At 42.7% G+C, this 12,974-nt stretch carries 12 protein-coding genes; 8 read left to right on the top strand and 4 right to left on the bottom strand.

Annotation, left to right across the window (positions count from 1 at the left end; genetic code table 11):
- Positions 1–243: 243 nt before the first annotated feature.
- On the top strand, positions 244–972 hold the full coding sequence (locus Q6344_11960; GenBank protein WLG13305.1) for a CHAP domain-containing protein: 729 nt from the start codon (positions 244–246) through the stop codon (positions 970–972).
- Positions 973–1,086: 114 nt separating this feature from the next.
- On the opposite strand, the gene Q6344_11955 is transcribed toward Q6344_11960, so the two are convergent.
- A complete protein-coding gene (locus Q6344_11955) occupies positions 1,087–1,815 on the bottom strand; it encodes a hypothetical protein (protein ID WLG13304.1) in 729 nt (242 codons plus the stop codon).
- A gap of 221 nt (positions 1,816–2,036) precedes the next feature.
- A complete protein-coding gene (locus tag Q6344_11950) occupies positions 2,037–2,345 on the bottom strand; it encodes a YhbY family RNA-binding protein (GenBank protein ID WLG13303.1) in 309 nt (102 codons plus the stop codon).
- Between the two features lie 343 nt (positions 2,346–2,688).
- Here Q6344_11950 and Q6344_11945 point away from each other — a divergent pair, with 343 nt between their 5' ends.
- From Q6344_11945 to Q6344_11915, 7 genes are all read left to right on the top strand, one after another.
- Positions 2,689–3,321: an RlmE family RNA methyltransferase gene (locus Q6344_11945; GenBank protein ID WLG13302.1), complete on the top strand. Its 633-nt coding sequence runs from the start codon at positions 2,689–2,691 to the stop codon at positions 3,319–3,321.
- 401 nt (positions 3,322–3,722) lie between these two features.
- Positions 3,723–5,618 (top strand): ATP-dependent zinc metalloprotease FtsH, encoded by a 1,896-nt coding sequence (ftsH, locus tag Q6344_11940; GenBank protein ID WLG13301.1) that lies wholly within the window; start codon positions 3,723–3,725, stop codon positions 5,616–5,618.
- A gap of 172 nt (positions 5,619–5,790) precedes the next feature.
- Entirely contained in the window at positions 5,791–6,687 is an 897-nt protein-coding gene (folP, locus tag Q6344_11935) for a dihydropteroate synthase (protein ID WLG13300.1), read from the top strand.
- A gap of 29 nt (positions 6,688–6,716) precedes the next feature.
- The gene (locus Q6344_11930; protein ID WLG13299.1) at positions 6,717–6,998 is read left to right on the top strand and encodes a succinate dehydrogenase assembly factor 2; all 282 of its coding nucleotides are present in this window, start codon (positions 6,717–6,719) and stop codon (positions 6,996–6,998) included.
- Positions 6,999–7,090: 92 nt separating this feature from the next.
- Positions 7,091–7,534 (top strand): hypothetical protein, encoded by a 444-nt coding sequence (locus Q6344_11925; protein WLG13298.1) that lies wholly within the window; start codon positions 7,091–7,093, stop codon positions 7,532–7,534.
- Positions 7,535–7,836: 302 nt separating this feature from the next.
- On the top strand, positions 7,837–8,565 hold the full coding sequence (locus Q6344_11920; protein ID WLG13297.1) for a YidB family protein: 729 nt from the start codon (positions 7,837–7,839) through the stop codon (positions 8,563–8,565).
- Positions 8,566–8,872: 307 nt separating this feature from the next.
- Entirely contained in the window at positions 8,873–10,330 is a 1,458-nt protein-coding gene (locus Q6344_11915; GenBank protein WLG13296.1) for an anion permease, read from the top strand.
- Positions 10,331–10,395: 65 nt separating this feature from the next.
- On the opposite strand, the gene Q6344_11910 is transcribed toward Q6344_11915, so the two are convergent.
- Both Q6344_11910 and recA read right to left on the bottom strand, forming a co-directional pair.
- The gene (locus Q6344_11910) at positions 10,396–11,505 is read right to left on the bottom strand and encodes a regulatory protein RecX (protein WLG13295.1); all 1,110 of its coding nucleotides are present in this window, start codon (positions 11,503–11,505) and stop codon (positions 10,396–10,398) included.
- 57 nt (positions 11,506–11,562) lie between these two features.
- On the bottom strand, positions 11,563–12,615 hold the full coding sequence (gene recA, locus Q6344_11905) for a recombinase RecA (GenBank protein WLG13294.1): 1,053 nt from the start codon (positions 12,613–12,615) through the stop codon (positions 11,563–11,565).
- Positions 12,616–12,974 lie beyond the last annotated feature (359 nt).

Here is a 12,974-nt window from a genome sequence, read left to right as displayed (position 1 = left end):
GGTGACAAAATCGATATTCATAATTGACATGCTAAAGGCAATTGATACTGAACGATTTGCGAGACAGTGAACTAAGCGGAATATGGTATTAACAGATAATACCAGCATTAGTCACTACAGAAGAAATAGCGGGCTGTTTTAATAAGGATTTTATCATGTTTTGTAATGATCATCTCCTCTAAACTAATTGATGCTTTGTCACGGATGACGAGCGGTCTTGTATTAACAATAGGTAGTAAATTTATGAAACAAGCTTTATTAATTTTGTCAGTATTGGGAATGGGTATAGCACAGACAAGTGGTGCTGTCGAAACAACCTTTCAACCAAATAATACCTTGAGTCATACCATCACTAACATTTCTGCTTCTGCGAACTACGGTTCTAGCCGCAATATCTATAGCACTAACAGTGGTGCTCATGTATATAGCAATGATGAGATCAGTCAAGCCATTGACAATTTAAGTGCGCATGCCAAGCAAAAAGAATACCAACTTGCTTCGCTTACCAGCCGTTTGTCTTATGAGCAGCGTCAGCAGCAATCAAGCCGCGCTCCTGATCGCAATTCTGCTCCTGCTATCGCAGCGGCAAGTGCATCGCGAGTAGCGTTATCTAGAAGCTCTGGCTACTGTGCTCGCTATGTACGTAAAGCGCTACAATCAGCAGGTTACGAATTTACGCCTAACCCTTCAGCTTATCAGTATGCCTCTCGCGGCACACTTGCTCAAGCAGGTTTTACCAAGATCAGTAATGATATGCAGCCACAAGTGGGTGACGTCGTTGTCTATAATCGTACGTCAAACCGTCCACATGGTCATATCCAGATCTTTGATGGTAACGATTGGGTATCTGATTTCCGCCAAAACAGCATTAGCCCATACAGTGGCACTTACAGCTATACGACATGGCGTGATTCGCAATATGTCGATGATGCATCAGACCGTGGTATTTACCTCGCGATGGCTGACAAATAATAGCCAGTTAGATGTAACCTAAGTTAAAAGTTTTCTCCAAATCCAGTAATGCTCTTTATAGCGTTGCTGGTTTTTTTTGCGCTTTGAGTTGTAATGCTTAAGTTAAAAGTAGAGTTAAAGCTCAAATCTCGACCAGTGGCTACGATTGTGAAAGTCAGGTGGGGAGGCGTGGTTTGAGGCAAAATATAAAGCAATCTCACCAAACCATAAAATAACGCAAGGGTGTATCTGCTCAATCACAGTATTTGCGATGACGTACTGCTTATTAGGTCGTTGGATTAGTGGTACATTAAAGCTGCGCTCATAATGATGAGGTTTATTTGCGACTGATGGGTCATTAAATAAAGGATTCTCCACGTACCTTAATGTTGGCTTTACATTGTTTATCCAATTAATAAACGCGCGTGCTTGTCCATCAGCTGCATATAAGGGTGTTGGTGGTAAGGTCGCAGGATTACGATAGCTTGCAAATTGATATAGCGCGTAACGACCGTCTGGATTGGCATTAATCTCGATATAGGGCGTTGCCTTTTGAGCATCCGTTAGATTTTCATCATTTATCAGACGACCAGCGATAAAACACTCAAGGCAAGTCTCTTCCCACAAGTAATCATCGAATTTTACTTGCGCTTGCTGCCACATTGACCAGTTTAGCTGCTTTGCTAGCATTTGGTTGGGCAGGGTGAGTCGATAGGTTAGCTGTAAGTGGAGTGATGGCTGTTGAATGACCTGAGCACTCACATTTATACAGATGCGCTGCAACTCATCCACTGTTACACCCAGTTGCTGTGCATCGTTTACTATGGTTTCGGTGGCCACACAGAGATTGAATGATTGATTCATAAGTTAAGACCCGACAATAAAAATATAGAAGTAACCATAAGAAAAGTTGTACCGACTAAGCGAGCTAATATTACACGCTAAGTAAATCTAAAACGAGCAGACAACATAAAAGCCGCGAGCAAGATGGATGCATCGCGGCTTTTACATTTATCGTTACCATTTGGCTATGATTTGAGTTGATGTGCATCACATCACTCAAACCCGCTGGTCATCACATATTATTATGCATGACGTGCTAAGTTAGACAGTTTTGGGTTGGCGTTTGGATTTTTACGTAGTAACAATGCCATACGACCAATAGAATGAACCAAAGACGCGTTAGCCGCTTTGGCAAGTTCCGCACCGATGATATCGCGCTCTTCTTTTGTGCCAGCAGGCAGTTTTACTTTGATGAGCTCATGATCTGATAGCGCGCGATCAATCTCTTCAGTAATGGTTGGGGTAATACCTTTGTTGCCAATCATGACGATAGGTTTGAGGTCGTGACCAACGCCTCTTAGGCGTTTGATGGTAGCGTTATCGAGTTGCATAGAATTCCTAGGTGTTGGTAAAAATAAAAGACAGTGCTATTAAGAGCAGTTGACGACCATTATAGATAATCTGTGGTCATCTTGCATGAGATCAGCAGGATTTTGCACGATTTTACGTGATGAAAATGTTAAACTGAATGTTTGGGCACATTATAAACGCTACTGTCTGATAAATCAGTGTTTTAACCAATAGAATTTAGTCAGTCTAAGACTGTAAATGTATAAAAATCTTGATTGATGGCATATTCGAATGAATTTAACCCATATCGAAAGTGCTTCATAAATCTTTTAGCTACTTCAGTAATATGTATGAATGTTTTGCAAAGCAATAGGAGCAGGTATTTTGGCCACGCGTATCGAAAATAAAAAACTGTCAAAGAGTAGTAGCGCTTGGATGAAAGAGCATATTGACGATCATTATGTGCAAAAAGCGCAAAAAGATGGCTATCGTGCTCGTGCCGCCTATAAATTACTAGAAATTAATGAAAAGACCAATATTATTAAAAAAGGCATGACGGTTGTAGATTTAGGCAGTGCTCCAGGCAGTTGGTCTCAAGTGGCAGGTCAGCTAGTAGGCGAAAAAGGCATTTTGATTGCCTCTGATATTCTGCCGATGGATACATTGCCTGATGTGACCTTTATTCAAGGCGACTTTCGCGAAGCAGAAGTGTTTGATGCGATCATGGCAGAGGTTGGTGATAGGCAGGTCGATGTAGTGCTGTCCGATATGGCACCAAATACGGCAGGAAACAGCGCAATCGATCAGCCACGTATGATGTATTTATGCGAGCTGGCAGTGGACTTCGCGCTTGCAACCTTACCAGAAGGTGGCGCACTTATTATGAAAGTGTTTCAAGGTGAAGGCACACAAGAATTACGCAAGCAGATGCAGCAGGATTTTAGTAAAATCCGTAGTATCAAGCCGGGTGCATCACGACCACGGTCAAAAGAGATGTTTTGGATAGCGATTAAATAATCATAACGTCGTTATTTCACAGCCATTGTAAGCGAGATAATGTGTCACCATAACATAGTCTCATGAGCGCATTGAACCCGCTACAATCGTTAACTGAATAATAGCGAAACCTGCTTGAATTATGCAGGTTAGCACCACATATCATGGTATATTAACTTTGTTTCAAGCATATGTTTTAGGCAAAGTCGTCTGACAATAAGCGCCTGATGTGCTCATCTACGATAGATATATAGGTCATTGATATTTATAACTTGTGAAAACAGTCCCCATGCAGCATTTGAGTTGTATGAGTTTGAATCATAAATTTTGGCTATGAATATATCTACTAAAAAATGAGCGATACGTTTATAGACGTCACGTGTTTAATAAACACACCAATAAGTAAGGGATGGGAATAACTAGTGAGCGACATGGTAAAAAATACCTTATTGTGGCTGGTGGTAATCGGCGTTTTGGTGCTGGTGTTTAGCGGCTTTGATCAATCATCCGAGCCGGATAGCCTTAACTACTCTGAGTTTGTGACCGCTGTGTCAGAAAACCAAGTAGCCAGCGTTGAAATCGATGGCGAGCAAATCACCGGCGAAAAGAAAAATGGTTCATCATTTGAGACCATTAGACCAGCTGTGTCAGATGATGAGCTCATGCCATTGCTGCGTGAGAACCAAGTCGAAGTCCAAGGGACTGCCCCAAAACGCCAAAGCGTCTTGATGCAATTACTGATAGCCAGTTTCCCAATTCTATTGATTATTGGTCTGTTTTTATTCTTCATGCGTAATATGCAAGGCGGCGCTGGCGGCAAAGGCGGCGGACCTATGAGCTTTGGTAAGTCAAAAGCTAAAATGCTGACTGAAGACCAAATCAAGGTGAACTTTGAAGATGTGGCTGGTTGTGAAGAGGCCAAAGAAGAAGTGGTTGAAGTGGTCGAATTTTTACGCGATCCTGATAAATTTACCAAACTGGGTGCAACGATTCCACGTGGTATCTTAATGGTAGGTCCTCCAGGTACCGGTAAAACCTTGTTAGCAAGAGCCATTGCGGGTGAAGCTAAAGTGCCGTTCTTCTCAATCTCAGGTTCTGATTTTGTTGAGATGTTTGTCGGTGTCGGCGCCTCACGTGTACGCGATATGTTCGAACAGGCTAAAAAGAGCGCGCCTTGCATCATCTTTATTGATGAAATTGATGCAGTCGGTCGTCATCGTGGCTCTGGTATGGGCGGCGGTAATGATGAGCGTGAGCAGACACTGAACCAATTATTGGTGGAAATGGATGGTTTTGAAGGCAATGAAGGCGTAATCGTCATTGCAGCGACCAACCGTGCGGATGTGCTTGATAAAGCGCTATTGCGTCCAGGTCGTTTTGACCGTCAGGTACAAGTGGGCTTGCCAGATATTAAAGGCCGTGAGCAAATTCTTAAAGTGCATTTGAGAAAGCTGCCGAATACTATCGGTGTGGATGCCAATGCACTGGCTCGCGGTACACCAGGTTTCAGTGGTGCGCAGCTGGCTAACCTCGTCAACGAAGCGGCATTGTTTGCAGCACGCCGCAACAAGACCAGTGTTGATATGAATGACTTTGAAGATGCAAAAGACAAGCTATATATGGGTCCTGAGCGTAAATCAATGGTCATTCGTGAAGAGGAGCGCCGTGCGACCGCTTATCATGAAGCAGGTCACGCCTTAGTCGCTGAGCTACTACCAGGTACCGATCCTGTGCATAAAGTAACGATCATGCCGCGTGGTTTTGCGCTTGGGGTTACTTGGCAGTTGCCAGAGCATGACCAAACCAGTATGTATAAATCAAAAATGCTGAGCGATATTGCTATCTTATTCGGCGGTCGTATCGCTGAAGAAGTCTTTATCAATCAAATGTCGACGGGTGCTTCTAACGACTTCGAACGTGCAACCAAGATGGCTCGCGCCATGGTAACGAAGTACGGTATGTCTGATGCGCTTGGTATTATGGTTTATGAAGATGAAGACAGCTCGCAAGGCTATTTTGGCTCTAGCAGTCGTACGATTTCAGAAGCCACGCAGCAAAAGGTTGATGAAGAAGTTCGCCGTATGTTAGAGGAGCAATATGATATCGCGCGCGAATTGATTGAAGGCAATCAAGAAAAAATGCATGCGATGGTAGATGCTCTAATGAAGTGGGAAACGATTGACCGTGATCAGTTGCAAGATATCTTAGCAGGTGAAGACCCTCGTCCACCTAGAGTTTATCAGCACAACGAAGTCAACTTATCGAAGAATGATATTAAAACAACCAACTCAACACCGCCACCGTTACCAGCGATGTAGTTATTAATTGATTCATATTCAATAGAAAAAGCCCTTTATCATAAAGGGCTTTTTTTGTTGTCCATATTTCGTGAAGGGTTTAGTACAGAATAGAGTTTACTGGTATCATAAGCACAACGCATAACAAGCAGTCTGCAATAATTAGAATGTTTTAATGAGAGATAATTTGGTTATGTCCTTATTTCAGCCCTTACCCAGCTATAAGATATCAAGTCGTGATAAAACACTAGATCTATCGCAGCCTCATATTATGGGTATTCTTAATGTCACACCCGATTCGTTTTCAGACGGTGGACAGTTCAATGCGGTAGATAAGGCTGTTGCGCATTGTCAGCAAATGATAGAAGAGGGCGCGACTATTATCGACATTGGCGGTGAGTCTACTCGCCCCAATGCGAATGCTGTGGGCACGTCTGAAGAGCTGCAGCGTGTTGCGCCAGTGGTTCGAGCCATCCGCCGGCATTGCGGGGAGGATATTTGGCTATCCATTGATACCAGTAATCCAGAGGTTATGAAAGCGGCTTTTGACGCTGGTGCTGATATTTGGAATGATGTACGCGCACTCAAACGCGAGGGTGCAGCAGTACTAGCGGCTGAGCTTGATATACCCATCATGCTGATGCACATGCGCGGTGAGCCAACAACGATGAATAATTTGGCACAATATGACGACATCATTAGTGACGTAAGGGCTGAGCTATTATCGCGTATTGACGAAGTAACAGGAATCGGTGTTAAGCGTGAGAAAATTATTATCGATCCAGGCTTTGGTTTTGCTAAAAATTATGAGCATCATTGTGCACTATTAAGCCAGCTTGGCAGGCTACAAGCGCTTGGTTTACCGATGATGTTTGGCATTTCGCGCAAACGTTTTTTAGCGGAAGTATTGAGCAAGAGTGGCGTCGAAGTCGTTGCTACTACCAACGCGGTAGATCGTGATGTGGTAGGTACGGCAGCTGGTATCTTTGCCCTACAGCAAGGCGCTGGCATTATACGCACCCATAATGTGGCGATGATGCAGCAAGCAGTCGCCTTATGGCGTCAATTATCTGCGCATAATTATCCTTAATCCCAATTTAAAATAATGAGAGTACTTTTATGACCACCCCGATTCAGCCAGAACCAACCAATGAACAGCGCCGCATTATCTATCAAGCACGCCGCGGATTAAAAGAGTTAGACTTTTATATTGACCTTTATGTCAAAGAGATTTACTTAACGGCAGAGCCTGCTGAACAAGAGACGTTTGCAGAAATGCTGACTCATGAAGACCCTGATTTGTTGGATTATTTCACCAATCAAAATCGTCCAGAAAATGAAGAAATATGGGCGTTAGTCAATAAAATTAAGACATGGCGTCATACCAAAGATTTGACTTAAAGACTGATTTAGATATAAAAAATAGTTGTCCAGAGCTGGCATAGATAGGCCTGAGCAACATAATGGTCTGCCGTTTTTTTTGGTGATAAAATATGACCTTGGCAAATTCGTTACGTATTGATACGGCTATTCGGCCTGCCAGCTATTTTCGTTTGCTGCTTTATAGTGGGTTGACCGCCGTCATGGTTGTACTGGCATGGCTTGCTTCTTTACTGTTATGGCAATATGTGCTTATTTTAATCGTTACCGCCGCGGTGATTATTTATTTAACATTATCACGACCCATACTGCTGCACCTTAGCCAGCCACCACTTAGCCATCGTGTTGATCAACATTGGCAGCTACTGCTCCGTACGGGTCGCGGTGATGAGCTATGGCAGGCACAATTAATCAATGTCTCTGGATATCGATGGGCGATAAGCTTTGAATTCAATGTTATAGAGCCTTATCAGCGCTCTTTATCAGTGACCATCTTTCGAGATCAAGTGAGACCTGAACAATGGCGAGAGTTGAATATTTTGGCTAGATTGTATTGAATATTCATGAATGGTGCTTATCAGTACCATGGTTGAATGTTCAATATGCCTAACATAAACGCCGGAAATACGAGTTAAGGAAGTATTTTTTTATAGTTTCCAATGAGAGGTTTTTTCCACGAATTTACGAACGCCTACATGTCATAACAAAACACCTATCTGGATAGCGAAAGAGATTTGTTATATTGCAAAAGAATTGTGAATCGCATAAGTAAATCGAGATGTTACTTACTATATTAAATTAGCAGCGAAGTTTTTAGCGGTTTATAGATAATAAATAATATGACAAAAAGGAATCGAGAATGAGCTTATTAGGGAATTTGGTTAGTCAGGTGGCCCGTCGTGCGATGGATCCTGAAGATGCGCAGCGTAATCCTGTAAATCAACGCATTGATCCACGTCGTACAGGTGGTCTTGGGGATATATTGGGTAGCGTGCTAGGCAGTGGTAGTCAAACTGGTGGCTATAATCCACGCCAGTATGATCGTCAACCAGACAATGGTTTTGGCTTAGATGATATTCTCGGTGGGTTAACAGGCGGTGGACTTACTGGTGGCAATCAACGTGGCGGTGTCAATTCTAATGCTGGTGGTCTGGGCGATATTTTAGGCAGCGTATTGGGTGGTCAGCGTACCAAAGGCGGATTCGGTGGTAAAGGTATGCTAATCGCTGCACTTATGCCAATGGTACTAAGCTGGATCAAACGCAATGGTGGCTTGAGTGGTGCATTATCGAAAATCACAGGCATGGGTTATGAAAACCAAGCGCGTTCTTGGATGAGTAACCAGCAAGACAATGACAACCTTGATCCAAATGATATCAGTCAGTTATTCGATGAAAATGAGATTCAGCAGGTTGCAGCACATACTGGTGCTAATGACGTAGAAGTCCGTCAAGGTCTTGCTGAGTTGCTGCCAGAAGTAATGAATCAGCTGACACCAAGTGGCAATTTGGATAATGAATCTGAAGCCAATGAAGAGATTGATCAAATCATTAATCAACTATCTAGTCGACTAGGTGCGTTAAAATAAATTTATCTTTTAAAGAAAGTCGCAATCGTTAATGCCAAAAAGTTAATACCATAAAAAAGAGTACGTTATCCAACGTGCTCTTTTTTATGGCTGTTAGTTTAACCCTACTATTGGTACTCAATTACTGAATATTTACTCTTTATTCTAAATAGATATGTTAAAAATGGTGAATAATAGAAAAATAATTCTATAAATCTTATAAGATGGTCATATGATTCATTGAGTCTTTTGTCGCCGTGGTTACTTTGATAATCCGTTATATAATATGACTGCGTGATGGTATAAGCATTTATAAGGATAGTTAATCATGCCATTTAAGCCTATTCAAGCAGCGGTTGCCATTTTGGTCGGCTTGATCATTTGGTTTGTGATACCAGTGCCTACTGGCGTTACGCCTGAAGCATGGCACATGCTGGCGTTATTCATCGCCACTATTGTCGCCATCATCGGCAAAGTATTACCCATTGGTGCCATTGCTATCATTGCCGTCACCCTAGTCGCACTGACAGGCGTGACTAGTGATAGCCCAGCACAAGCCATTAGTGATGCACTATCAAGCTATTCAAGTCCATTGATTTGGCTAATTGGTATTGCAGTCATGATATCGCGTGGCTTGATCAAAACGGGTTTGGGTCGACGTATTGCCTATTACTTTATTTCTATTTTTGGTAAAAAAACCATCGGCGTGGCTTATTCTTTGACTGCGGCTGAATTGATGATAGCACCCATTACGCCCTCTAATACGGCACGTGGCGGCGGTATTATTCACCCTATTATGAAGTCTATCGCGCAAAGCTTTCACTCAACACCTGAGGAAGGTACTCAAAATAAAATTGGTCGCTATTTGGCGATGGTGAACTATCATGCCAACCCGATTACCTCTGGAATGTTTATCACGGCTACTGCGCCCAACCCTCTGGTTGTAGATTTGGTGAATAAAGCCACGGGCGGTGATATTCAGCTGTCATGGACCACTTGGGCAGTGGCGATGTTTGTACCTGGCATGCTATGTCTGCTTGTGATGCCGTTAGTCATTTATATAATTTATCCACCTGATGTTAAAATCACGCCCGATGCAAAAGGTTTTGCCAAGGAAAATTTGGCAGAAATGGGAAAAATAAGTAGCCAAGAAAAAATCATGCTCGGGGTATTTGCTCTGATGCTGTTATTGTGGGCGAATATTCCCGCATTGATGTTAGGTGAGCAATATAGCGTTGATGCTACTACCACAGCATTTATTGGTTTGACGACCTTAATATTGACTGGGGTACTGACTTGGGACGATATTTTAAAAGAGAAGTCAGCATGGGATACCATTATTTGGTTTGGCGCCCTTATTATGATGGCCGCTTATCTTAATAAGCTTGGACTGATAAGCTGGTTCTCTGGCAATATCGAATCGATGATTGGCACGACTGGGCTTGGCTGGATCGGTGCTGTGACTATTTTGACCCTAGTATACTTATATATCCATTACTTCTTTGCTAGTACCACGGCTCACATTACTGCACTATTTGCAGCATTTTATGCGGTGGGTTTAAGCTTGGGCGCACCGCCGATGTTATATGCGCTTATCTTAGCCGCAGCGGGCAATATCATGATGACGCTTACGCATTATGCAACTGGTACTGCGCCAGTCATTTTTAACTCTGGTTATGTGACGTTAAGAGAGTGGTGGAGTATTGGTGCAATAATGAGTGTGGTCAATTTAGTCATTTGGATCGGTGCTGGTTTGATTTGGTGGAAAGTGCTCGGCTATTATTAATAGATCGCTCAAGGCATATTGTTTTATGTAACAGCTGGGTGTTTTTAAAAAAAGGTGGGGGTGGCTTAAAAGCGCTCATCTAATGTGTCTAACGTATAATTGAGCGCGGCAAAACAGATATCGCTCTGAAAGCCTCGATATTGCAAAAACCGTAGCTGCTTTGCTTTGTCTTTTTGTTCAGTGGGTATGTCATCGCCGTACTTCTTAGTGCGGGCTGTGACCGCCAGTTTGAGCCAATCGACACCATCTACCAGATTATCTGCACTATCATCTACAAACTCCCTAAACTCTTCTGACTCTGCATTTGCCATATCGATTAACTCATCGATATTACTGGGCATGGTAATTTTTTTACGATAAAACTCCTGCTTGATACGTCCGCGTCCCCGACCTTTACGGATATTTTCACGAATGAGCATGAGCGTCGTGCGATAATCACTTTGGTAGCCTTTTTCCTCAAACTCATCGAGTAGAGCATCAATTTTATCTGGGGCTTGCTCTTTATCAATAAGCTTTTGCTTAAGCTCAGCCTTGCCGTACTCACGGCGCGATAAATAATAAAAAGCTAACCAACGTAAACGACTTTCGGCTTTGAGCTTATCTATTTCTGCTTGTCGTTGTTCAGGCGTGCGCAAATAGGCTTTAAGAGCAGCAGGTAGGTTATCCATCTGACTGTCGACTGTGCCATGCACAGAAGTGTTGGTAATGGCAGCATCGGTTGTATACTGTGATTCTTTGTTAAATTCATCATCAGTAGCCGCGCTATCGTCTGGTTCACCATGAATATTTTGTTTAACTTCAGCCAGCATCTCTTTGATACTTTGCGCTTCTGGTTGCTGATAAGCAGGCAAGTCACTAGGCTCAGGGCTAAAGTTAGCCGCTGGGTGAAAACGCTTTTTACGTTTCTTAGTTTTAGCAGGATTTTTATTGGTAGAAGAGTAAGCCTCAACGGATTCTACTGCAAATTCAGCATCGTCAGATAACGAGTGGTCTTCATGATAGTAAGTTGAATGTTTGCGCGTCTTAGTTGTTTTTTTAGGATCGCCTTGATAGGAATGCTGAGAAAATTTGGAGGATTCAGAGGGTTTAGAAGTTTTTTTTGATTTGATAGTAGGACCACTCGCTGAATCGGCATCGGATTCAGCAAGTATTTCAGCTAAGGTTTTAATGTTCATAACAATTTAATTTTCATAACAAGTCATGATTATTGATAACGATTAATCATTGCGCCGTTATTGTACAGGTTCAGAAACCAACGCTTCATTGGCTTTATCTTCGGCTTTGGTCTCTTTCTTTGATCCAAGCTTTTCTTCACGGATTTTAGCTTCGATTTCTTGCGCAATCGCAGGGTTTTCTTTTAAGAACAGCACAGAATTGGCTTTACCTTGACCGATCTTTTCGTCGCCATAGCTATACCAAGAGCCTGCTTTGCCAACGGCTCCAATTTCAACACCCAAGTCAATCACTTCGGCTAAGTGGTTGGTACCTTCACCATAAGTAATTTCAAACTCTGCTTGGCGGAAAGGCGGTGCCATTTTGTTTTTGATGACTTTGACACGGGTTTGGTTACCGATGATTTCATCACCATTTTTGACTGCACCGATGCGGCGGATATCCATACGCACTGAGGCGTAGAATTTGAGCGCGTTACCACCAGTCGTAGTCTCAGGGCTACCAAACATCACACCAATTTTCATACGAATTTGGTTGATAAATATCACCATACAATTGGAGCGTTTGGCGTTGCCTGTGATTTTACGTAGGGCTTGGCTCATAAGACGCGCTTGCAAACCCATATGTGAGTCGCCCATCTCGCCTTCAATCTCGGCACGTGGCGTCAAGGCAGCAACTGAGTCAATGACGATCATATCAACCGCCCCAGAACGCACAAGCATGTCGGTAATTTCAAGCGCTTGCTCACCATTATCAGGCTGAGAAAGCAATAGTTCATCAGTATTCACGCCAAGCTTACGCGCATAAACTGGATCTAGTGCATGCTCAGCATCAATAAAGGCACAGACACCGCCCTGTTTTTGACACTCTGCAATCGCCTGTAGCGTCATGGTGGTTTTACCAGAGCTTTCTGGACCATAAATCTCTACGATACGGCCTTTTGGTAGACCACCAATGCCAAGTGCAATATCCAGACCCAACGAACCTGTTGATACTACATCGACATCCATAATAGCTGAGTCGTCACCTAAATGCATGATGGTATTCTTACCAAACTGCTTTTCAATTTGACCGAGTGCTGCTTTAAGGGCTTTGGCTTTATTGTCGTCCATACTGGATTCCTTGTCTTCAATCATTGGTTAAAACTATAAATTTGGTATGATAAATAAAATGTTTGTAGCTATGAAGGTTAACGGCTCAATAGTGCTGATGGCTATCTACATAATAGGCAGCGTTCGTTCAATGTCTATCTAGGATGAATGGGTTAGGGTATCGATGGTGTAGACAGTAATATAGGATATATCACTCTACTATACAGTAAAATCAAATAACGATAAAAGTAAAATTAAGTTCATAATCAGCGGCAACAGATGTAATTTGTAGGTAACATTATGCTCGTTGAGCCTTAACTGTTTTCTAAAGTGCGGTTGATTAGATAAGGTGATTATAACAAAAACGAAGGAGCATATAG

Source organism: Psychrobacter cibarius, from assembly GCA_030686115.1.
Taxonomy (GTDB): Bacteria; Pseudomonadota; Gammaproteobacteria; order Pseudomonadales; family Moraxellaceae; genus Psychrobacter; species Psychrobacter cibarius_C.
This window is presented reverse-complemented; position numbering and strand designations above follow the sequence as displayed.

Coding starts and splice junctions, on each gene's coding strand:
- Q6344_11960 (WLG13305.1), top strand. CDS start 244: ATGAAACAAGCTTTATTAATTTTGTCAGTATTGGGAATGGGTATAGCA.
- Q6344_11955 (WLG13304.1), bottom strand. CDS start 1,815: ATGAATCAATCATTCAATCTCTGTGTGGCCACCGAAACCATAGTAAAC.
- Q6344_11950 (WLG13303.1), bottom strand. CDS start 2,345: ATGCAACTCGATAACGCTACCATCAAACGCCTAAGAGGCGTTGGTCAC.
- folP (WLG13300.1), top strand. CDS start 5,791: ATGTCCTTATTTCAGCCCTTACCCAGCTATAAGATATCAAGTCGTGAT.
- Q6344_11930 (WLG13299.1), top strand. CDS start 6,717: ATGACCACCCCGATTCAGCCAGAACCAACCAATGAACAGCGCCGCATT.
- Q6344_11925 (WLG13298.1), top strand. CDS start 7,091: ATGACCTTGGCAAATTCGTTACGTATTGATACGGCTATTCGGCCTGCC.
- Q6344_11920 (WLG13297.1), top strand. CDS start 7,837: ATGAGCTTATTAGGGAATTTGGTTAGTCAGGTGGCCCGTCGTGCGATG.
- Q6344_11915 (WLG13296.1), top strand. CDS start 8,873: ATGCCATTTAAGCCTATTCAAGCAGCGGTTGCCATTTTGGTCGGCTTG.
- Q6344_11910 (WLG13295.1), bottom strand. CDS start 11,505: ATGAACATTAAAACCTTAGCTGAAATACTTGCTGAATCCGATGCCGAT.
- recA (WLG13294.1), bottom strand. CDS start 12,615: ATGGACGACAATAAAGCCAAAGCCCTTAAAGCAGCACTCGGTCAAATT.